Below are 23735 nucleotides of genomic sequence, written 5' to 3' on the forward strand. Positions count from 1 at the left end.
CGCGCCTGTCAATCTGAAGTTGTCCTATGCAGCCTGTGATTATACGCGTCTGTCAATCTGAAGTTGTCCTATGCAACCTGTGATTATACGCGCCTTTCAATCTGGTTTGCTATGTGCGGCATCCATGCCTTTAGGGGCGGTGACCTCTCGTTTTTGGCAACCCTCGGGACGGGTTGTCGGTGCCCTGACCGCATTTGGAGCCGGAGCGTTACTAGCAGCAACGATGCTGGATCTAGTCTCCCATGCTGTAGAGGAAGGATTTATTGTTGAGTTGGTGACAGGTGGTATTATTGGCAGTCTCTTTTTTACAACGGTCAATCAGTTTATGAACAAATATGGCAGCTTTTTGCGAAAGCCAGCGACGGCTGCTGCCCATATTGCCAATCATCAGGAGCAACATTTCCAAGACCTGTTAAAACAAGTAAGACGACTTGAGATCTTTCGTTCGCTAACACCCCACGCCCTAAAGCGCTTGACTAAATGTCTACTGGTTAGCCACTATTCCAGTAATACCGTACTGTATCAGCCGGGTAGTGCCTGCGAGACGTTATACATCCTCAACAGTGGAAACGTGCAGTTGCTAGATCCTGACCAGGATATGCAGCCGTTTGCCCAGCTGAAACGAGGGGACATTTTTAGTCGGATGGCGTTTTTTACAGGGGCTCCCCATGGGACGGTTGCGATCGCAACCACAGATTGTGAAATCGCCAGTTTACCCAGAGAGTCCTTCGAAGATCTGCTAGAAACCTGCCCTGAGCTGAATGAAGCCACCCAACATCTAGTGCAGGGAGATGAAATTGCCCAATACCTACTACAGCGTCACCATCTCACCCGTAACGAGATTAAAGCCTGGGTTGAAAAAACAGTGACCTGCCTCCAAACAGCCGCACGAATTCCCGATGCTGTGTCCATCGATAACAAGGCCAACGAATTTATCCAAATTGCCCGTCAGATTAAACGACTACCCATTTTTCAATACCTGCTAAGCGAAGATATTGAAGCAATTGCCAGCCGTCTGCAATATCGACGAGTTGGAGCTGGGCAAACATTCTTTTACCAGGGGGAGGAAGGCCAAACCCTGTACATCATTCATGCAGGACATGTTCTCCAGAGCGATCCCAAAAGTCCTAGTCGAAAGGCGATCAGGCTTCATCCCAAGGATGCCTTTGGGGAACTCTCCTTTTTAACCGGTGCACGCCATACGGTGACTGCTGTTGCCGACAGTAGTGTTTGCCTTTGGCAACTGAGCAAAACCGACTTTGAAGAGCTGTTAAAACAGTCCCTGAATGTGAATCATGCCGTTGAGACATTTCTGCGCCAGGGAGAGATTACTGGCTATTTACAACAAAAGCAAAATTTTTCTCAAAAACAATCTACGGCATGGTTACAACAGGCATTTAATGATTTGCAAGGAGGCGAAACGCTACCCTCAGCCCAGGCCATGATTCATTCATTAGGGGAGCATAACAATGCCCCTTTAGCCATATGGTTAGGACTGTTAATAGACGGCATTCCTGAGTCCTTAACCATTGGTGCTGGCACACTCGTCAGCGGTGGCGTCAGCGCCACGCTACTGGCTGGACTATTTATCTCTAACTATCCAGAAGCACTGTCCAGCTCAGATGGTATGCGCCAGCAAGGATTCCCGTTTACCCGTATTGTCACCATGTGGGTATCGGTTATGCTGATTCAGGGCATTGTTGCGGGCTTAGGAAGCTTACTTTTGGCAGGTGCGTCCGAAAACCTAGCCTCCTTTATCGAGTCGATTGGAGCCGGTGCCATTCTTACCGTTTTAGCAGAGACGATGCTGCCCGAAGCCTACATGCGTCGAGGTTATTTTATCGGTCTTTCTTTGCTGCTAGGATTTCTTGTGATTGTACTGATCAAAACATTTCTATAACGTGGTGTAGATTCATGGGATCAACTCATGCCAGAATTAGAGTCAATGACACCACCCCATGACATGATTATAAAGAAACCCTGTGTAACGAAGTCATTAAAACTCTATGTGTGCAAGTTCAGTTTGGATAACCCTACTAAATTTTAAGCTATAAAGCTTACTCTTGGATTATCATCATCAGCATAGATTTTAATCTCTTCAAAGACGATTAGTGCTGTTGAAACTCTTAGAGAACAATCATTAAAATTTAATATTTATGGCTCATGGTTTGCAGACATCTGCCTAATTCCATAGGCGGCCTTTAGATCTCCAATCACTTTGGATGAGGGTGATTACAATAAGGACATGGTCAGCCAACAAAATGGAGCAAACTATGGCACAAACTCTCCTGGAACAATTGCGTGAAATGACCGTTGTAGTCGCCGATACTGGCGATATTCAGGCAATTGAGCAGTTTAAACCGCGAGATGCCACAACCAATCCATCCCTGATTACGGCGGCGGCACAGATGCCCCAATATCAAGGCATTGTTGACGAAACATTACAAACTGCAAAAGCGGATGCAGGTCCTGATGCTAATACTCAGGAAATTGTCAATTTAGCCTTTAAGCGTCTGGCGGTTGCCTTTGGCCGCAAAATTTTGGAAATTATTCCAGGTCGGGTGTCCACTGAAGTCGATGCTCGATTGTCCTACGATACTGAGGGGACAATTGCTACGGCGCGCGATCTGATTTCCCAATATGAGAGTGTCGGCATTTCCCGTGAGAGAATTTTGATTAAAATTGCCTCTACCTGGGAGGGCATTAAAGCCGCTGAGATTTTAGAAAAAGAGGGCATCCATTGCAATCTGACCTTGCTATTTGGTTTACATCAGGCCATTGCCTGTGCTGAGGCGGGTGTGACACTCATCTCTCCCTTTGTTGGTCGCATTCTCGACTGGTATAAAAAAGAGACCGGTAAAGACGCTTACGAACCCGCCGAGGACCCAGGTGTTTTGTCAGTCGCTGAAATTTATAACTACTATAAAAAGTTTGGTTACACCACTGAGGTGATGGGGGCTAGCTTCCGTAATACGGATGAGCTAACGGAGCTAGCAGGGTGCGATCTGCTGACTATTTCACCCAAGCTTTTGGCACAATTGGATGCTGTTACGGCCCAGCTACCGCGTAAACTTTCCCCTGAACTGGCAAAAGACCTGACAATCCAGAAAATCTCAGTTGATCAAGAAACGTTCGAAAAAATGCATGGGGCCAACCGCATGGCTTCAGAAAAACTAGCCGAAGGTATTCAAGGGTTTACTAAGGCCCTGGAGTCATTGGAATCCTTATTGGCAGAACGTCTATCTCAGCTTGAGGGGAACGAGGTGGTTAGCCACGCTGCCGAAGACATTTTTCGTGCCTATGATCTGGACGGTGATGGCTTTATTACCCGTGAAGAATGGATGGGTGCGGATGCTGTCTTTGATGCCCTTGATCTGGATCATGATGGCAAAATTACGCCTGAAGAGATGGGCTCTGGGTTAGGGGCTGCATTTAGGTTGGCGAAGGTGTAAGACGTTCCATGGAACGTCTGTCCATTAAAAAAATAGCGGGGTTGTTTAATTTTGACCGCTGGGAAACGGCAGTTGAAAGGATAGCTCACGGTTATGGGTTTGCCAGTCGTAGGGTTGGCCATCTCGCCAAACCTCAGGTAAACCATTCACCTGGGGGACTATGGCCACCCGCTTACCAGTACTATCCCGATAGTTCACCCGCTCGGCTTCTACACTCAGCTGAGATTGCTTGGCAACAGCTTCCTTAAACGCGGTAAAGCTGCCATGGGTTTGGGCTTCACCCACCTCCATGGCAAAACCTCGCTCAAAATGGTGCACGGCTATCCAGGTTTGGTCACAGGCCAGGAAGGTGATGCCATCTACTGTTTCAACACGGGCATTGGGGAAAGTGAGCTCGGGAGCTTCTGCGCCATGCCAGATCAGCAGGTTTTCATATTGGGCAATGCTATGGGGGCGGTTGGTGTTAACGGTAAATTCGTCAGTCTTGCTGCTGCCCTTAGCCACCCGTAAACTAAAGCCATTCCAATCGCCGCCGGTGCCCCTGGCTAAACTGCCTAGCTGGTAGCTGTGGCCGATGTAGATGGTTTCGTAGAAGGCAGGTCCATAAAGTTCTGGCTTCCAGTTTTCGTAGTGGGGGTGGGTGCGCTGTAGTTCAATGGGTTTGAAGAATCGACGCTGTGCGATCGCAACCACATCATCCGGCGGCAAGTAATCACTGGTCAGCCCATAGATCCAGTCCCGCTCAAGCTCATCGGGCACGGGACCATGGCCAAAATACAGCCAGAAAAATCGGGCAGCACTGTCACCATAGGTGCGTTTAGATGGCCCATTCCAGCTACCGCGCCAGTACTTAATGGCCGCTGAACGATAGAGCCAGTCTAGGGCATCGTTAGCCAGCTGTTTAACCTCAGGGTCCTTAGCAAAGTCATACAGGTTGAGATAGGCCGCCGTGGTATACCCGTGGTAAACCGGACTGTCCCATTCCCCCATGCCAATATCCAGCAGTGTAGAAACGTAGCGGTCCAGGTGTTGTTTATAAATCAACCGGGTGGCGTCATTGCCGGTTTCCTCCGCCATCAGGTACACCGAGGTTTCTCTCATGGCCCTTAAATTGTCAGTGTTGCGACAATCAACCGGTGTTTTGCAGTCATCCTTAGAACGGGACCAAAATTTTCGCGGTGGGTCAGCTGTGCGCGTCAGCGGATCAGTCAGGGTGAACTCATACATGGCATCCCACATGCGCTGTCGATAGGCCGGGTCCAGCTGGTCACCAAAGTAAAAATACTTGCGCATCTGACCTTTGAGGGTAAACCCTGAAAGCAGGTCGATACCCTGGGTTTCCGTAGCCTGCTCGTCAATTTGCTGCAAAAAGGCTAGACCTGATGATTGTTGTCCCCACAGCACATCGGCCATGGCCAGCGGGTATGAATTCTTTTCATACTCATAGGCAATGCTGCCATAGGGTTCAACCGCAGCCAGCTGGATTAAGGCCAGCTGCGCCCTCAGCCGAAACATTAAAATCCACCAGATTTCTTGCATGGGTTGTGACTAACGACTTATCCATTACTGTAATCCAGGGATATAAAATCAGGGAATTGCCCTACATCTTGGAGGGTGTACCGCAGTCCCCCCCTACATGGCAACGTTATTTTTTACCCTTAAAACGATGGTAGATCTGGCCTCGACTCGATAGGTTTTATCCTTCACCATAGGGGCAGCATCCAGGGGACAAAAATCTTCTGGAGACGGCAGTGCTGTATCGATAATGCGGTGCCAATAATCGTTATTGTCTAAGGGCGGTAGCTCAAAACTCAGGGGCTGCCAATAGGCATTGAACGCCACATATAGATGTTCATCGTGCTGGGGGTGGCGTAGCGTAAACGCCAAACTGTGGGAATTGTCACCCCAATCAGGCTGACCTAAACGCACACCATGCCAAACAATATGGGGAGACTGACTACCGTAGGTCACCTCTAACAATTGTTCCTGCTTAAAAATCTCAGTGGTTTGGATAAAGTCAATCAGCCCTGTGACAAATCGCAGTAAAGCCGCTTCTTTTTCCACGGCATCCCAATCAAACCAGCTGAGACCATTGTCCTGACAGTAAGCGTTGTTGTTACCCAGCTGGCTGCGGCGCACTTCGTCGCCCATTAACACCATTGGAGTCCCTTGGGACAGTAACAAGAGGGTAAACAAGTTTTTAATCTGCCGTATCCGCAATGCCTCTATATGTGGGTTTTGCGTGGGTCCTTCCTCACCACAGTTCCAACTATGGTTATCGTTAGCACCGTCCTGGTTATTCTCACCGTTGGCTTCATTATGCTTATGGTTATAAGACACCAAATCATTCAGGGTGAATCCATCATGACAGGTGACAAAATTCACACTGCGATTAATATCAATCCCCTGTCTGCTGTAAATATCGGGACTGGCTAAAATGCGATCGGCCAACAGCTTGACGGTTGCATTATCGCTTTTAACAAACCGGCGAATATCATCTCGAAATGGCCCATTCCATTCTGCAAACCAGTCTGCCAGGCCTACAAATTCGCCAACATGGTAAAGTCCAGCCGCATCCCAGGCTTCAGCAATCAGCTTTGTCCCCGCTAAAGCCGGATCAGATTCAATCACCCATAAAATATTGGTAGATGAGATGTCACCCGCGGGGGGTTGTCCAATATGATCCCGCGTCAATATGGAGGCTAGATCAAAGCGAAAGCCATCCACATGCATTTCGGCAACCCAGTAGCGTAAACAATCTAAAATCAATCTGCCACTAATGGGATGATTACCTTTAAACGTATTACCGCAACCACTGTAATTACGATAATACTCAGGAGACTCTTCTAACATGTAGTAAACAGAATTTTCCAACCCTCGAAATGATAAGGTGGGTCCTGTATGATTCCCCTCCGCCGTATGGTTAAAGACAACATCTAAAATCACCTCAATGCCTTCTCGGTGCAGCGCTTTGACCATATCGCGAAACTCATCCAATGGCCCTAGCGGATCGCGACGAGAACTGTAGCTACGGTGAGGGGCAAAAAAACCAAGGGTGCTGTATCCCCAGTAGTTGGTGAGCCCCGGTTTAGCATCCTCAGCATCAAAGTAATGAATAGGTAACAGTTCCACCGCTGTGATACCTAAGGACTTGAGGTAGGGTATTTTTTCCATCAGGCCAGCGTAGGTGCCACGCTTTTCGGGAGCGACTCCGGAATTTGGATTGCGGGTAAAGCCTCCCACATGGAGTTCATAAATAACAGTGGCAGAGTAGGGGGTGCAAGGGTGGACGTCATTTTCCCAATCGTAGGTGGTCAGATCGGCCACCACTCCCTTAAGGGCATGGGCGCAATTATCTCCAGGGCCAATGGCAGCAGAACGGTTATACCTCTCTTCACCCACCAAGGCTAGGGCATAGGGATCAAGCAAAACCTTACGACCGTCAAAGCGCAATCCTCGCTGTGGCTCAAACGGCCCATGGACTCGGTAAGCATAGATTTGCCCAGCACCGATATTTGCTACAAAAATATGCCAGTAGAAAAAGGTTCGATTGTGTTGTGGGTCAAGGCAAATGATATGGGCTGGCTGTGGGTCGTTGGCATGATCAAATAGTAACAACTCTACAGAGCGAGCACTTTTGGAGAAAAGACTAAAGTTCACACCGTCAGGTTGAACCGTTGCGCCTAAAGGGTAACTCTGCCCTGGTGAGAAATAAAGTTCCATGGTGATGACAGACCTAAATCAGCAGCGTGCGGTACGGTATGGAAAACGTCAGAAGAATCATGGGTAATTTATGGAACTGTTGGAAGTTGGACTGGCCGCAATTGTTAGGGTACTTCAATTGGGTTTTGAAGCTATTTCAGTATTGTGCATTTTACTAGGGCTAATTGCCTGCCTCAGACTGGTGCTCGTTCAACCCAAACGATTGTATACTCCACCGTTTATCGATATTCGACTGACTTTGGGGTCCTGGCTAGCCCTGGGGTTAGAATTTCAGCTGGGAGCCGATATCCTGGGTACAACAATTGCTCCCTCCTTTGAGGCCCTGGGCCAGCTAGCCGTGATTGCGGTGATTCGTACATTCCTAAATTTCTTTCTTAGCAAAGAGATTGAAGCTGAGGTCAAGATCAAAGGCTAAAGCTTATATATATCAACAAAGCTAGTGCTGATGGCATTTTGAATGTTTTTGCTGCCGCGCTAATCACGTTGCTTTTTTCGGCTGAATCATAGGCAATAGCTCTGCATTTAGCTCAAAACTTAGCTAGTGGTTAGCTCAAAACTTGAAGCAGCGATATATCCCCACTGGAGCCCCTGCCAACCCTAAGGGTTTAGAGCAGGCTCAAGCTCAAGCTTATAAATTGGAAGTTTAATGAATTGAATACATAGCAGTCGCCACTAACGTTACTCCCTTGTTGTCCTACGTGACGGGTGCATGACAATGCCAATGTTACACATAGGAAAACCCGCTAATAGTTCAATGGCGTACATTAGCGGGCCGATGTCCCTACTATGGCGAATCTCAAGGGCAGCGAACATACCGAAAAGTTCAGGTTTATTCAGGTAAATGTTCAGGTTTGTTCAGGTCTGATGGGATTGTGTGATCCATTGCCCAATATGCTGTGATATGGCACATGCCTGGCATCTGTCCTCAACGACAAACATGAGCTCTATGGCTCTCTTTGGCTATGCCACTTGCCTCAATATTTTCCGCCCTGCGTTGCTAAGATCCGTCCATGGCAAACCTGTGTCCATCGGCTGGGTCGGTAAGTGTCAGGAAGTTAGCCCTAGGTACTGTAGCCATAGATGGCAGGCATACTGCCTATTCAAATTCCTATAACAAAGTAGCCCCCAGTGCTCAGTACATCGGGGGTTATTTAATGCATGTTGATCAAGTATTGTATTTTATACAGTTTATCCCCAAGTATCCCACAGGGCTGTGGAAAAGGGACAGCGTCAGCCTTGGTTAGGGAGTGAACGGACGTGCAGTGCTATAAGTGGTTGCATTCAGCAGCTAAGATGTCCTATTAAACGAATAATTGGCACTTTTCCGCAAATTCTGAGTCTATACCTACATCTTTTTACCAAAAAAGCCTTTAACCTTCAGGGTTGACGGCCTGAATTAAAGTTTGTACTGTGGCAACTATTCTAATTGTTGAAGATGACCCCCGAATCGCAGCCTTTGTATCAAAAGGATTGAAAAAAGCAGGTTATCAAACCCAGATAGCATCAGATGGAAATCAAGCTCTACCTTCAGCTTTATCAGGAAAATTCGACCTTATATTGCTAGATTTAGGACTACCTGAAATAAATGGCAGGGAAGTTTTAAAGGAAATCCGTGCGCAAGCAGTGCAGATTCCTGTGATTGTTGTGACAGCTCTTGACAATGACGAAGTTCGAGAAGAAATTCTCTCCTTAGGGGCTCAAGCATTCATTGCCAAGCCTTTCCGGTTTAACAGTCTATTGACTTGTGTTCGTTCTCACACACGGTAGTGTGGCGAATGAGGAGCATCTGATATCCAGATTCATGAACGACCCCATCTTATAGAAGGCGTGATCTCAACCCCTCAAACCCAATAAGAACTTGAGGTATTGTGAACACCTGAAAGGTACGATCGCTCTCTACAGATCTGGGCACCCTGGATGCACGAATGTAAATATTCGTAACATAATTCGAAATCGATAAAATTTAGCACCTTTATTTTTGAGATGCCTTTAGGTAGGCTAGGCGATACATTGGCCTGAGGGCTTTGTTTGGTCGGTCTTACTCCCTAATCCTCTGGGCTTATAGGACGCATGGATTTAGATCAACAGCTTAAACAATTGGCTATAGAGGCGCAGCAGCATCCTCCCCAAACCCCCGAACGGCAGTGTGCATTGGCTCGTTTGGTCGATACTATATATCGCTCAAAGAAGTTAGTGCGTCCCTATTCAGGTCAGTTTTATGGCCTGTATGAGGATATTTATGCGGAGGCGCAACAGCAATTGTTTCTCTATCTATGTGAGGATATTAGCCGTTATAACCCAGAGTTAGAAGTGCTGCAATGGGCCAATTTTCTGATGAGAAAGCGATTCTTTATTGAGGCGAGTCGTGATTTTATGCCGGTTGCCCCTAAAGGAATGGATCGTTCTCAAGTCAAGCGCATTACTTTGGATGCTTTGGATAAACAGGAGTCGCTGGAGTTGCGATCGCAATCCAACCCATCCCTATCTGAAGAAGTGATCCAGTGCATTCGTGACGATCGCGATGGTTTGTTTAAGGAAACCCATATCCGCAACAAACCCGCAGCCAACTTTCAGCATCTCGCCCTCAGATTTTTAGGTGGCTATTCCTGGAAAGAAATCTCCGATGAATTAGGGGTTAAAGTCGTCACCCTCAGCTCCTTCTACTTACGTTGTCTAACCAAATTTGCCCCCAAATTTAAAGAGTACTTAACCACCCACGCCAACTAGCCCCACTCCCCCACTCCCCCACTCACCGTTTCTTTCAACCACTGTGCGATCACCCCTACTCAACCCTAGAACAATGACCACTCACTGCCAGCCAACAAAATTTAGGATGCCGCTGACTGACCGTTTTCACCACATAGCCCAGCAATTTTATCAGCATCACAGCGATCCTCAAAAGGCAAAACAGGTTTATCTCAACACCCTGAGTTTACAAACCGTGAGATTTTATCTGACCTGTCTTGCCATAGAGACTGACCTGGAACAAAGTATCAGCTGGAATCCTACATTACAGGTGCTCAGTAATGCTGCAGATTTGTGGGTAACTGGGGTCGGTCGTTTAGAGTGTTGCCCAGTGTTACCCGAACAAACTGCCTGGACTATCTCGGAAGATGTGTGGACAGATCGCGTGGGCTATGTCTTTGTTCAGCTGGATAGTGAGTTAACGGAGGCTACACTGCTGGGATTTCTGACTCAACTGTCAGAGACACCGGTAACAATCCAGCAACTACAGCCCATGGATCAGTTCCCCGCTTACCTGGCTCACAATGTAGTGAAGCAGACAGCTCCAAAGGAGCAGCCATCCGCATTGCTACAGTGGTTAGACAATGTAGTCGATGAGGGCTGGGCCAGTCTCGAACAGATTTTTGCTGACTGGCAAACCCAGATGCCCGCCTATAGTTTTAGAAATTCGTTGGCGCATCAAGAATTAATGGAGCAAGTGGCCAAAGGTGTTAAACGAGGTAAATTTTTAACCTTTACGCCAGGCACTCAGGTCTTATTTTTGGTGGGTATTGCCCCGGCTGATGACAGTGTTGCCTTTGACATTACCGTGGAGCTTTATCCAGCAGGGCAACAGGCCCATTTACCGCCGTCTCTACATTTGATGGTGATGGATCAGGCCAAAACACCGGTTTTGCAAGCAGAAGGTCGCCAAAGTGAAGGGTTAGAGTTTCAATTTAGTGCTGAACCGGGTGAAAATTTTGCCGTCCAAATTAGTCTTGATCAGTCAATACTGACCGAGCAATTTGCTATTTAAAAATCTGCCATTGCTGAGTCTCGGCAGGATGTAATCTGAAAGATACTGATTTAGAGCGATACTACCAGATCGATTTATCCCCTACATCAGCAACGGCAAGAATCTTATATGTACGTGGCACAATCACGGTTGAATTTGACTGACCCATTATATTAGAGGTCAGTGGTGCCAAAAAGACTATGGCTGGACGGTGGGTAGTTCTAGAGTTAGAGGGAGATTTGGCTACCTCAGGGTTTCGGACAACCCTGGAAATTCAGGCTGAAAATGAACCGCATGCCTTAAAAGTAAAAGGATTTTTACCCCCCAATCCAGGGATGTTGGCTCACCTGCATCGCCACTGGCAGGATGCCTATCGCCCCTTGGGGATGCCGCTACGGATCAAAGGCCACAAGATTATTCACAAAGGATTTATCAATCAGCGTCTGGTGGATTGTCAACAGTCAGCCCAGGTACTGTGTAAATGTTTTCAAACTTGGTTAAATTCTGAGTCTTTTCAACCCATTGATCGGCGTTTGCGAGAAGAACTGAGCCGGGATGACACCATTCGGTTGTTGATTCGCACTCAGAATGTTGATGTTCAGAAACTGCCCTGGCATGAATGGGATTTCTTTGATCGCTATCCCTATGCGGAAATGGCCCTGAGCACCCCCGAATATGAGGCCGTACGTCCTTCTGTTAAGTCAACCGTATCTCATCCGGTCAGAATCTTGGCTATTTTGGGCCATAGCCACGGTATTAATATAGAAGCCGATCAGCGTTTACTGGCTGGGTTACCCCAGGCAGACGTCTCATTTTTAGTGGAGCCTGATCGCCAACAGTTAAACGATCGTCTTTGGGAAACGCCCTGGGATATTTTATTCTTTGCTGGCCATAGCGAGACCTATCGGGACCAGGGACGGATTTTTATTAACCCCACCGATAGCCTTACCCTGTCGGAGCTACGCTATGGCTTGCGCAAAGCCATTGATCAAGGCTTGCAGCTAGCAATTTTTAATTCCTGTGATGGATTGGGGCTGGTGCAGGCGTTGCAGCAGCTATCGATTCCCCAAATGATCGTCATGCGAGAACCTGTGATCGATCAGGTGGCAGAGGCGTTTCTCAAATACTTTTTAGAAGCCTTTGCCCATGGAGAATCGCTGTATTTGTCGGCGCGCCAGGCAAGGGAACGACTACAGGGGCTGGAGCATCAGTATCCCTGTGCCAGTTGGTTGCCGGTCATCTATCAAAACTTTCTCACCCCTCCCCCTGACTGGCATACGCTGCAGGGTAAACCCGCTGCCCTACCGGCGGCACCCACTGCATCCCACCGATTTAACTGGTTGCAACCGGTTTGGCTTAGTTTGGTGGTGACAATCATGGTCTTGATTGTGCAGCATTTGGGTTGGTTGCAACCCTATGAGCTGGCAGCGTACGATCATTTGTTGCGATCGCGACCCGCTGAAACCATTGATTCTCGCATTTTATTGGTGGAGGTCAACGAGACAGATTTGGATGAATTAGGGGGGTATCCCCTCTCAGATGCGGTACTAGCCCAAACGGTGGATGTACTACAGGAATTTGAGCCAGTTGCGATCGCATTTGATATGCATCGATTTCGCCCCAGGGGAACAGGCCGACAGGCATTGATCGATCAGTTTCGCCAGCATTCTAATCTATTCACTGTCTGCGCCTACGATATGCCTGGACAGGATTATGGTTCACCCCCTGAGTTCTCAGACGAGCAGCAGATTTCCCAGGTGGGGTTTAGTGATTTTCTGTTGGACTCTCCTTTACAAATCTCCCAGGGCCAACCCAACGCAGTAGCCACTGCCCTGACATTGCAACAAGTCAATAATGTGGTTCGCCGCCATCTGATTTCCTATTCGCCAGCCTTAGTTTCCACCCGCCCCAGTTGTGCTACACCCTATAGTTTGAGTTTTCAGCTCGCCTACCGGTACCTATCCCAAGCAGGTGTTACACCACTAAAAACTAACGAGAATAACCACTGGCAATTTGGTGCCATTACTCTTCGCCCCCTGTCCCGTCGGTTTGCCGCTTATCAAAACCTGGACGGTCTCAGTAGCCAACTCATGCTGAACTACAGGGCGGCTCAACCAGGGCAAGCAGTCTCCCTCGATTCAGTATTAACAGGACAGCTGAACCCAGATATGGTGCGCGATCGCCTAGTATTAGTCGGCTATACCGCTGCGGTCGCCAAGGATAACGTTAATACTCCCTATGGAGAAATGCCCGGTGTTTGGGTCCACAGCCACATGGTCAGTCAGCTGCTTAGTGCCGCTCTAGACCAACGACCGCTGATCGGTAAACTACCCCATTGGCAAAATCTACCCTGCTTAGATGGTCTTTGGATTTTAGGATGGTCCCTCCTTGGCAGCCTATTTACCAGCTGGTTATATAACCGACCCCCATTATCGTTCAAACTCATCATCCCCCTAGGATTGACCTTTGGCCTCATCTCTCTATACTGGGGCTTAGAACGAGTGTCCGTGACAGCGATTACCCAGGGTTTATGGCTCCCCTTTATGTCTGCCATTTTTTCCGTATTTTTGGCCATCTGCTGTGTAGCCTTCATGATGGAACTATCAAAAAAACATCGCTGATCAGAATTTCAACCCATAGATGATTCTGGCAATTTAATTGAAATACGCCTATATCTGTTCTGTTGCCCCCGGAATTTAAGATGACTGTTTGGAAACTCGTTATCGTATCTAGCCTGTTAATAGGGAGTTGGAACTTTCCCATAACAGCAGCCCTAGCTCAATCGATCAATCAGACAACCGTTAGCCAGCGACCTCCGGAACCGCCCTCTACCCCCCTACCCCCCAATCGCACAACACCAGGGGGTGGCTTAAATCCACTGACATCCTTATGTCATGCATTTAATGAGGATCTACGGGCGCTTATTCCTGTTGAAAATCCTGTTTTGACCACAGCTGCCCAGCCCACGTTTTTATTTTTTAATCCGTTTGCAGCAGACCAAGTACGATATGGAGAATTTTCCTTACTCCTATGGCCCGGAGAACAGCAGCGCCATTACCATGTTCGTTTTACCTTACCTGAGTCTCCCGGAATTGTCAGCGTGACGGTTCCCTCACTACCGGAGTATGCCTTAGCAGAAGATCAGCCCTATCGTTGGTATTTTCAGCTATATTGCCACGACAATATTAATGACCAACCCGACTTAACGATTACAGGTTCGGTGCAACGAGTTGCCAGCACCCCTGAGCGAGACCAACAAATTCAGGTAGATGCCCCGAACATTTGGTACGACACCCTAGCGAGAGTGGCTGAGCAGTTACAAGAGTCTCCCCAAGACCCAAAAATCCAAGAAAACTGGAATATGCTATTGCAGTCTATCGATGCTACAGAACTCTCTACCGCACCCTTTTCAGGCCCAGTCATCACCTTAGAAAACTGATACAAAATCCCGAACCAAAATGCATAACCCTGTAGGGGCGTTGCCTTGTGCACGCCCTGGGATATGGCATGCAATTAATCAAACAATTCTATAGGGGCGTTATCGTGTGCCCACCCAAGGACATCACAACTTATCCATAAACTTATGTAAACAGTTTAGATATTTGCAGATTTCCCCTTCTCATTTCTTGAGACCCCTATGGACAACACAAAAGCAATCTGGATTTGAAATACAGTGCGCTAGAGTCCAAACACACACTAGTTTAACCGCACATTCGCTTCTGGAGAAATTTACAATGTCGCTTGAACAAACTCAGGGGCTGCGACCCATTACAACGATGGCCCTATGTATAATTTTGCTTTGCCCTGTGCTTTATTGGGCAATGACGTTATCACCCACAAGATTGTTATTACAGGAGACTGAAGGAGTTTCTAACCTATGAAAGCAGGTGGTAAGAACATTGACCTGCCGCTTGAAACGCTGTATGTAGGTGACCAGGGACCCATGGTGATTCAACTGCAAGGGAAGCTGCACGAACTGGGTTTATATAACGGCAGATTAACAGGCCAATTTGACAACCGGACTCAGCAAGCTTTAATTGCTTTTCAAGATCAATATGGCGTCATTGAAACAGGTTTTATGGGCCCTAAAACCTGGTATGCCCTCACCTTTTGGAGTCAGGAAACTGACATTCAGCTTTTTCCTGAGGCCTTAAAACAGTTTTTCTACAGAGTTAGATATACTGTCTCCACCTATGCAGACAAACTAACACTGCTGGCAAAGTAAGTTTGCCAAAATCTCATAATCCCCAAAATTTGGTATTGCTGCTCCTCCAGATGGCTTTAGCTATCAGACATCATCAAATAATAAGGGTCTAGATCAGCTCATCTCTTAAATTAGCAATCGTAAATTGCTTCTCTGAACCTTGAAAGCATTGTATTACTTAGGTTCAGGTTGCTTGGCTATGCTTGCTTAAGGTGATGCCTTTGAGTATGCCACGGTTTAACAAGTGGCAAAGATAAATCAAAAATTGAAAATAGGAGAATTAATCATGTCAACATTAACTGTTCCTCGATTAAATGATGAACTGCTGAATCGCTGCGCTGAACGAGCTGCCACCTACGATCGTGAGAACCGATTTTGTCAAGAAGATTTTGATGAGTTAAAAGCCGCAGGTTATTTGTTACTGACAGTCCCTCCTGAGTTTGGTGGCAAAGGGTTAACCCTGGCTGAAATGGCTAAGGAAACCCGCCGTCTTGCTTACCATGCTCCTGCCACAGCGGTTTGTTTGAATATGCACCACTATTGGGTTGGGCTAGCGGCTGATTTGTATCGGTCTGGTGACCATTCAACCGATTGGATTTTAGAGCGAGCGGCGCAGGGTGATGTCTTTGCCGCCGGGCATGCGGAAAGTGGCAATGATGTTCCGCTGCTCTACTCCACAACAACAGCTACTCACGTTAAGGGTGGCTACCGATTCCAGGGACGGAAATCCTTTGGCAGTCTAACACCGGTTTGGGACTGGCTAGGTGTTCACGGCATGGATGCCAGCGATCCTGATAATCCCAAAATTGTTCATGCTTTTATGCATCGTGATACTGCTGGTTACAGCATCAAACAGACCTGGGATGTGTTGGGGATGAGGGCCACCCGCAGCGATGACACTATTCTAGAGGACGTGTTTATTCCAGATAATTACGTGTCCAGGGTGGTGCCAGCTGGTTTTGGTGGTGCTGACTATTTTGTGCTGTGCGTTTTTGCCTGGGCCTTGATGGGCTTTGCCAATGTGTACTATGCGATCGCACAGCGCGCCTTAGACCTCACACTGGAAGCCGCCAAGAAGAAAACGTCTATTGCTCTACAACATCCCATGTCTCACCATGCCGAGATTCAACATGGTATTGCCGATATGATTCTAGAATTAGACACCATTGGCCCCCACATCGAAAAAATTGCTGAAGATTGGTCCAATGGCGTAGATCATGGAGGCCAGTGGCCGGAGAAATTAGTCTCCGCCAAATATCATGCCGTCGAAAGTTCCTGGCAGATTGTGGATCGAGCCCTTGACCTCTCCGGCGGCTTTGGCATGTTCAAAAAGAGCGAACTCGAACGTCTCTTCCGAGATGCCCGAGCTGGACGGTTCCACCCAGCCAATTCGGCTCTCACCCACGAAATTGTTGCCAAAATTGGCTTAGGTATCAACTTAGATGAACAACCACGCTGGGGTTAGACAATTGCACATAAATAAAATCCCAGTCAAGCAATAGTGTCTACAAGAGTCCTCCCGTTACCAAGGGGAGGTGCCGTAGGCGGAGGGGTCTCGATCGTTTGCGCCAGTTATCCAAACCCCTCCCTGACGGTTCCCCTTGGTAACGGGAACCAGATATCGCTAAGCCTCTCAAAACAGTAGGTTATTTACCCGCACACCGATTAGATATATAGATGCCTCATATCTTAGCCAGACCACCTCCTTAGCAGCAGAAGCTTTTAACCGTTTCTGAAAATGCCAACCATATTATCTTCCAACAACTTTCTAAATCATTTAAGGAGCCTACTATTATGTCTTTACAACTTGGCGATACCGTTCCGAACTTCACCCAACAAACCACCGAAGGTGAAATCAACTTCTACGACTGGGCAGGCAACAACTGGGTAATCTTATTCTCTCACCCAGCGGACTACACCCCAGTTTGCACAACGGAATTGGGCCGAGTGGCCACACTCAAGCCTGACTTTGCCCAACGTGGGGCCAAGGTGATTGCCCTCAGCGTTGATGGGGTTGCCTCTCACCAGGGCTGGATTAGCGACATCAATGAAACCCAAAACACAACCATTAACTATCCCATCATTGCCGATGAGGATAAAAGCGTTTCCGATCTCTATGGCATGATCCACCCTAAGGCTAATGCCAAAGTGACCGTACGGACTGTGTTTATCATTGATCCCAACAAAACCCTGAGACTGACTCTGACATATCCTCCTAGCACTGGTCGCAATTTCAACGAAATTCTGCGGGTGCTTGACTCCTTACAACTCACTGATAACTACAGTGTTGCCACACCTGTGGATTGGGAGAGTGGTGAGGATGTGGTTGTGTCTCCTGCAATCTCTACCGAGGCTGCCAAGCAGACGTTTCCCAAAGGCGTTACTGAGATTAAGCCCTATCTGCGCATGACGCCCCAACCCAACAAATAGTCCCTAGAACACCGGTCCAATACTGTTGAGAAACCCCTTAAACAGCGTTGGGCCGATTATCCACATTTTTTATATTGGCATCTAATTATGACACTAACACCAACAGCTCCCCCCCATGCTTATCCTAATGAATGTTCAACGCTCAACCCTAACCGACAAGCAATTGTGATCGGCGAACGGCCTTTGACCATTCGCCAGGTTATACAGGTCGCTCGTCACCATACCAAAGTTCAAATTAGCCATAATGAGCAGGTTTTACAGGGAGTACATGGCTCGGCTGAATATATCGCCCAGGCCGTTAGTTCTGGACAACCGGTCTATGGGGTCACCAGCGGTTTTGGTGGCATGGCCAATGTGGTCATTTCCCCTAAGCAAGCCCAAGATCTACAAAACAATCTGATGAGATTTCATAAGGTTGGGGCTGGGCAGAATCTACCCAAGACCCACGTGCGTGCTGGTATGTTGCTGAGGGCAAACTCCCATCTCTATGGAGCCTCTGGCATTCGCTTAGAGTTGATCAAGCGCATTGAAACATTCCTCAATACCAATGTCACCCCCCATGTCAGAGAGTTTGGCTCCATTGGGGCTAGCGGTGATTTGACTCCCCTGGCCTATGTGGCGGGTTCTCTCGTCGGGTTAAGTGAACAGTATAGGGTTGACTTCCAGGGAGAAACGATGCCAGCGCCTGAAGCCCTTAAACGATTGGGCCTACCCCCATTAGATCTGCAGCCCAAAGAGGGATTGGCCATGATGAATGGGACGGCCATGATGACGGGCATCGCCGCCAACTGTGCCTATGATGCCAAAATTCTGTTGGCCCTATCCATGGGCATGCATGCCCTGGCAATTCAAGGGTTACAAGGGACCAATCAGTCATTTCATCCCTTTATCCATCGCCATAAGCCCCACACCGGGCAGCTATGGGCCGCTCAGCATATGCTTGATCTGCTGTCAGGGTCCGATCTTATTCTGAATGAGCTTGATGGTGTGCATGACTACCGTGGGGAACAACCGATTCAGGATCGGTATTCGTTACGGTGTTTGCCCCAGTACACCGGCCCGATTGTAGATGGCATTCAACGGATTACGGAACAGATTGAAACCGAGATTAATTCTGCTACGGATAATCCTTTAATTGATGTGGCCCAGCAAGCAAGCTATCACGGCGGTAATTTTCTGGGCCAATACATTGGCACGGCCATGGATAGCCTGCGCTATTACCTGGGTTTGCTGGCTAAGCATTTAGATGTACAAATTGCCATGCTGGCCATGCCAGAATTTAATAATGGTCTACCGGCATCTTTAGTGGGCAATCCGCAACGACCCGTGAATATGGGGTTAAAGGGGCTGCAAATCACTGGAAATTCCATGATGCCCCTGTTGACTTTCTATGGAAATTCTCTGGCTGATCGGTTTCCCACCCATGCTGAACAATTTAACCAAAATCTCAATAGTCAGGGGTTTGGCTCAGCCTATTTGACCTGTCAGTCCATTGAGATTTTTCAACAGTATATTGCGATCGCACTCATTTTTGGAGTGCAAGCCGCGGATTTACGAACCCATCAGCTTGCGGGTCATTATGATGCATCCCAACACCTATCCCCTGCATCGCAACACCTGTATTCAGCTATCCACACAGTTGTTGGAAAATCTCTCTCCGCCGATCATCCTTACATCTGGAATGACGACGAACAGGCCTTAGATGAACATATTGCCCTGATTGCCGCTGACATCGCCGCTGAGGGGCACATTGTAGCTGCCATTGGCCCAACAATCTCTAGTTTAAATTAGCTCTCTTTTAATTTATAACCATACCGATGGAGGTCACCCATGACGTTGCATCAATCTATGCATCAGCCCCATGAACTTGTGGGCAAACATCTGGTCTATACCTACGACAATGGCTGGCAGTATGAGATTTATGTCAAAAATAAAAACACCTTTGCTTATCGCATCCATAGCGGCATTGTGGCCGGTCGCTGGGTAACCGACCAGCAGGCAGATATTGTCAAAATTGCCGAGCACACCTTTAAAATCTCCTGGGATGAACCCACGGGCACCATTGTTTGCGTCACCATTAATCTCGCCCAAAAAGAATTACACGGTGCTATTTTCTTACCCCAATGGATAGAACAGGATCCCCAAAAGACCGTTTGTTATCAAAATGAACACCTTGAACGCATGTATCACTATCGTAAGCAGGGACCCACCTATCCCAAAATGATTATTTGTGAGTTTGCCAAGATTTTCTTTTTAGAAGACTGTGGTCCCGATCGTGACGATGTGATCAACTGTCCGCCCGGTGAGCTGCCAGCCAGTTTTCCACAGGTTAAAAGTGTGGCTTGACCGTGACAGTTAATCAGTATAGGGGCGCATTAGTGCGCCCTACCAGAGATTTTTGATCATGAGAATTGCAAAAGATATTACTCAACTGATTGGGAATACACCCCTGGTAAAACTCAACACCATTCCCCAGACAGAAAACTGTCTGGGCCAGATTGTGATGAAGTTAGAGGGCATGAACCCAGCCAGTTCTGTTAAGGATCGAGTAGGCTTGAGTATGATTCAGGCGGCGGAAGCCGCAGATCAGATTCAACCCGGAAAAACTGTTTTGGTGGAACCCACCGCAGGCAACACCGGCATTGCCCTAGCCATGGTAGCGGCGGCCAAGGGTTATCGACTGATGCTGACCATGCCAGAAACCATGAGTCTAGACCGGCTCACCCTAGTGCAGGCCTATGGTGCAGAAATTATACTCACCCCTAGAGAAGAGGGTATGAGGGGGGCCATTGCCCAGGCCCAGGTGCTGGTGAAAACCTTGCCAGATGCATTTTTATTAAATCAATTTCAAAATTTTGCTAACCCCAGGATTCATCGGGCAACCACCGCTGAAGAGATTTGGCGAGATACGGAAGGGCAGGTTGACATCCTCGTGGCTGGTGTAGGAACAGGGGGGACGATTTCGGGTATCGCCGAAGTGATGAAAGCTCGCAAACCCTGCTTCCAGGCCATCGCCGTTGAACCTGAGCGCAGTCCAGTGCTATCGGGTGGAAAACCCGGTCTCCACAAAATTCAAGGGCTGGGGGCTGGCTTTATTCCCACAATCTTGCGCACCGACCTGATCGATGAGGTGATGACGGTGTCAGATGAAGATGCGATCGCATATGGTCGTCGCCTTGCCCATGAAGAAGGTTTACTCTCGGGCATTGCCACAGGTGCCGTGCTCTCAGCAGCAATCCAAGTCGCTAAGCGCCCTGAAAATGCTGGCAAGTTAATTGTTATTCTTCAGTCCAGTTTTGGTGAAAGATATCTACGCACCGATTTGTTTATAGACCTTAATCATGTTGAAAAAAGATTGCCGGTGTCATTAAAGACTAATCCAGTAGCCGTATCTTGCCCGTAACATTTATCTATAAGCACATACTGTTAATTTACGGACTTTAAGTCCTTAGTGTATTGTGTGGGTAGAAATATTCGAGCTGGAATCTGTCTTTTGTACTCTTTGTTACAACGCTGAGTGCACTATGAAATGGATGGGGGTAAGCGTTTGCATGATGCATCGTTTAATAATAAAGGTTCTTGTTGGTGGTGTGGCGATTGTGCCATTGCTGGTGGGGCAGTTTGGGCCTCAAACCCTTGCCCAAGTTACCCCCGATACTACATTGCCGATCCCCTCTAACGTACCCGAAAATTGTAATGTCTGTACGATTAATGGCGGCACCGTTAGGGGAACTAATTTATTTCACAGTTTCCGCGAGTTTTCTGTGCCAACTGGCGGACAAGCTATTTTTAATAATGGTTTACAAATAGAGACTATTTTGGGCAGGGTTACGGGAGAGTCTATTTCTAATATTGATGGTTTGATTCGAGCCAACGGTACTGCCAATCTTTTTCTACTCAATCCCAATGGCATTATTCTGGGACCCAGTGCACAGCTGGAGATCGGCGGCTCCTTTTTAGCAACAACGGCTGACGCGATTGAATTTGATGATCAGCGAATCTTTAGTGCAACAAACCCTGGAGACTTTCCTTTATTAACCGTCAGTATGCCAGTGGGGTTAGCGTATTGGACCGACACCCCACAACCGATTACAAGTGCTGCGACTGTTGCAGTTGACCCATCTCAAAGCCTTATTTTAGCTGGCGGTGACATTGCTCTCACAGAGGGACAATTATCAGCTGTAGGGGGACGGGTTGAGCTAGGAGGTTTAGCAGGTCTTGGAACCCTTGGACTAGCCATAGATAACGAGGAAATTCGTCTGACGTTTCCAAGTCAAGTGGATCGCGGCAATGTGTCGATGAATAACGATGCTAGGGTTGATGTGACTGCTGACAATGGCGGTGACATTGTTGTATCTGGTCATGATGTCAGCCTGATAGGAGTTAGAACAGGACTATTGGCTGGCATCGATTTCTTCTCGGGTACCTCAGACAGTCAGGCGGGGGATATTGTCATTGATGCTACCGGCAGGGTCACACTTGATCAAGGAAAGCTATTCAACGAGATTTTGCAGGGTGCTACGGGTAATGGTGGCAATATCACCATTATGGGTCAAGAACTGCACCTCATCAATGGTGGACAACTTGTTGCAACATCCTTTAGTGCAGGCAATACTGGCAAAATCACATTGGATATCCAAAACTTGATTTTGGTTTCTGGTGTAGGCAGAGATAGCAACGGCGTTCCTTTACCCAGTGGTTTTAATAGTGTCGTTCGCCAAGGAGGAGTAGGAGAGTCAGGAGGTGTCGATATTACTGTTAGGAACGGTTCTCTAATCATCAATGATGGTGCGTCAAACAGTGCCACTGTTGTGGGTGACGGCATTGCCGGGGACATTAATATTCAGGTTAGTGATGCTGTCATTGTGGATGGAGTGAATGAGCTAGGTTTCCCTAGTGCTATTGGCAGTACTCTGCAAGTTGGAGCCAGGGGGCGCGGTGGCAATCTCACCATTATTGCAGAAACGGTAGCTATTCGTAATGGAGCTAATATTTCAGTAGCAACTGCAGGATTTGGCGACGCTGGAACGCTTACCATTGACGCGCAAGATATCGTATTGGATGGCTCGGACACCTTTATAAAAGACTTTCCAGGAGATAATGAGCGAGTTGGAGGTATTCTGGCCGATGTGCAGCGTTCAACCCTGTTTCCAAATGCCCCTCCTGCGGAAGGTCAAGGTGGAGATATCACTCTGATCAGCGATACCTTGACCATCATGGATGGGGCCATTGTTCGAGCCAGTACCGCCGGCATTGGTGATGCTGGTCGGATTACTGTTCAAACCAATGACCTGATGATTCAGGGTGAATCTGCGGGTGGAGCTCCCAGCGGGATCTTTAGCGCTGTCAATGATACCGGTAGAGGAGAAGGAGGCAGTATCAGAGTAATCACTGATTCTCTGCAAATTCTAGACGGTGGCACTATTAGCGTTGATAGTCGGGGCGAGGGCGAGGGGGGTGATATTCAAGTCACGGCTAATACGGCAATTCTGAAAGATGGTAGCGAAATCTCTGCAGCAACTAACGGCAATACAGGGGGAAATATTAATTTACAGATTGAAGATTTTCTGCTCTTACGGAATGGCAGTTTGATGTCTACCAATGCAGGGATAGAAGACGGAATCGGTGATGGCGGCAACATCTCTATTAATGCCCCAGAAGGCTTTATTATTGCGATCTCTGAAGAAAACAGCGACATCACGGCAAATGCATTTCAAGGGCGGGGAGGAAATGTCGATATCACGGCGCAAAATATTTTTGGCATCAGGCCTCGTCCGAGACGGACACCGTTGAGTGATATTACAGCAAGCTCCGAATTTGGCATTAGTGGTACGATTGAGATCAACAATCTTAGTGTTGAACCTGAGCAGGGAGTCACCTCATTGCCAGCTGGTTTGTTAGATTCTTCTCAGCTAATTGCCCAGGGTTGCGATCCCACAGCAATCGCCGCCCAAGGAGAGTTTTACACATCGGGTCGAGGTGGGATTACGCCTTTAGGAAGCAATGTTCTGAGTGATGCTGAGGTATTGGACGATTTACGATTCCCCTATCCTTGGACCGAGTCTACTGCGATTACAGAAGCAGAGAGTTGGTTTGTGAACGATACGGGTGATGTTATCTTAACTACGTCACCGCCTGGACTATCCCATAGCAACTGTTGGAGACAAAAGTAACAAGCATAAAGCTC

Annotated in this window: 17 protein-coding genes; 15 read left to right on the top strand and 2 right to left on the bottom strand. The window is 47.8% G+C overall.

The annotated features are described in order from the left end of the window. Positions 1–70 precede the first annotated feature (70 nt). Together QGP82_RS11050 and QGP82_RS11055 are read left to right on the top strand one after the other, a co-directional pair. Positions 71–1900 (top strand): cyclic nucleotide-binding domain-containing protein, encoded by a 1830-nt coding sequence (locus QGP82_RS11050; RefSeq protein WP_499059055.1) that lies wholly within the window; start codon positions 71–73, stop codon positions 1898–1900. A gap of 373 nt (positions 1901–2273) precedes the next feature. Beyond that, complete coding sequence (locus QGP82_RS11055; RefSeq protein WP_499059057.1) at positions 2274–3452, top strand: transaldolase; 1179 nt, start codon at positions 2274–2276, stop codon at positions 3450–3452. 45 nt (positions 3453–3497) lie between these two features. On the opposite strand, the gene QGP82_RS11060 is transcribed toward QGP82_RS11055, so the two are convergent. Both QGP82_RS11060 and glgX read right to left on the bottom strand, forming a co-directional pair. Further along, the gene (locus QGP82_RS11060; protein WP_499059059.1) at positions 3498–4991 is read right to left on the bottom strand and encodes a hypothetical protein; all 1494 of its coding nucleotides are present in this window, start codon (positions 4989–4991) and stop codon (positions 3498–3500) included. Positions 4992–5084: 93 nt separating this feature from the next. Next, on the bottom strand, positions 5085–7175 hold the full coding sequence (gene glgX, locus QGP82_RS11065; protein WP_499059062.1) for a glycogen debranching protein GlgX: 2091 nt from the start codon (positions 7173–7175) through the stop codon (positions 5085–5087). A 70-nt stretch (positions 7176–7245) separates the two neighbouring features. Between glgX and QGP82_RS11070 the strand changes: the two genes are divergently transcribed. From QGP82_RS11070 to QGP82_RS11130, 13 genes are all read left to right on the top strand, one after another. Then, positions 7246–7590 carry a DUF1622 domain-containing protein gene (locus tag QGP82_RS11070; RefSeq protein ID WP_163701389.1) on the top strand — a complete coding sequence of 115 codons (345 nt, stop codon included), beginning with the start codon at positions 7246–7248 and terminating at the stop codon, positions 7588–7590. A gap of 995 nt (positions 7591–8585) precedes the next feature. Next, the gene (locus QGP82_RS11075) at positions 8586–8942 is read left to right on the top strand and encodes a response regulator (RefSeq protein ID WP_163701386.1); all 357 of its coding nucleotides are present in this window, start codon (positions 8586–8588) and stop codon (positions 8940–8942) included. Positions 8943–9245: 303 nt separating this feature from the next. After that, entirely contained in the window at positions 9246–9902 is a 657-nt protein-coding gene (locus QGP82_RS11080; protein WP_163666613.1) for a sigma-70 RNA polymerase sigma factor region 4 domain-containing protein, read from the top strand. A 73-nt stretch (positions 9903–9975) separates the two neighbouring features. Further along, positions 9976–10935, top strand: coding sequence for a DUF1822 family protein (locus tag QGP82_RS11085; RefSeq protein ID WP_499059065.1), 960 nt, complete (start codon positions 9976–9978; stop codon positions 10933–10935). A gap of 179 nt (positions 10936–11114) precedes the next feature. After that, the gene (locus QGP82_RS11090) at positions 11115–13535 is read left to right on the top strand and encodes a CHASE2 domain-containing protein (RefSeq protein ID WP_499059067.1); all 2421 of its coding nucleotides are present in this window, start codon (positions 11115–11117) and stop codon (positions 13533–13535) included. A gap of 80 nt (positions 13536–13615) precedes the next feature. Continuing rightward, entirely contained in the window at positions 13616–14353 is a 738-nt protein-coding gene (locus QGP82_RS11095) for a DUF928 domain-containing protein (protein WP_499059069.1), read from the top strand. A gap of 438 nt (positions 14354–14791) precedes the next feature. Continuing rightward, on the top strand, positions 14792–15139 hold the full coding sequence (locus QGP82_RS11100) for a peptidoglycan-binding domain-containing protein (protein ID WP_499059071.1): 348 nt from the start codon (positions 14792–14794) through the stop codon (positions 15137–15139). Between the two features lie 265 nt (positions 15140–15404). Continuing rightward, the gene (locus QGP82_RS11105) at positions 15405–16583 is read left to right on the top strand and encodes an acyl-CoA dehydrogenase family protein (RefSeq protein WP_163666623.1); all 1179 of its coding nucleotides are present in this window, start codon (positions 15405–15407) and stop codon (positions 16581–16583) included. 329 nt (positions 16584–16912) lie between these two features. After that, positions 16913–17548, top strand: a complete 636-nt coding sequence (locus QGP82_RS11110; protein WP_163666625.1) for a peroxiredoxin — start codon at positions 16913–16915, stop codon at positions 17546–17548. An 87-nt stretch (positions 17549–17635) separates the two neighbouring features. After that, the gene (locus QGP82_RS11115) at positions 17636–19339 is read left to right on the top strand and encodes an HAL/PAL/TAL family ammonia-lyase (RefSeq protein WP_499059075.1); all 1704 of its coding nucleotides are present in this window, start codon (positions 17636–17638) and stop codon (positions 19337–19339) included. A gap of 39 nt (positions 19340–19378) precedes the next feature. After that, positions 19379–19894, top strand: a complete 516-nt coding sequence (locus tag QGP82_RS11120) for a phenolic acid decarboxylase (RefSeq protein WP_499059077.1) — start codon at positions 19379–19381, stop codon at positions 19892–19894. A 58-nt stretch (positions 19895–19952) separates the two neighbouring features. Then, positions 19953–20951 carry a cysteine synthase A gene (gene cysK, locus QGP82_RS11125; RefSeq protein WP_499059078.1) on the top strand — a complete coding sequence of 333 codons (999 nt, stop codon included), beginning with the start codon at positions 19953–19955 and terminating at the stop codon, positions 20949–20951. Positions 20952–21099: 148 nt separating this feature from the next. After that, on the top strand, positions 21100–23721 hold the full coding sequence (locus QGP82_RS11130) for a two-partner secretion domain-containing protein (RefSeq protein ID WP_499059079.1): 2622 nt from the start codon (positions 21100–21102) through the stop codon (positions 23719–23721). The last annotated feature ends 14 nt before the right edge of the window (positions 23722–23735 follow it).

The organism is Leptothoe sp. LEGE 181152 (assembly GCF_032906605.1).
Classification (GTDB): Bacteria; Cyanobacteriota; Cyanobacteriia; order Phormidesmidales; family Phormidesmidaceae; genus Leptothoe; species Leptothoe turfae.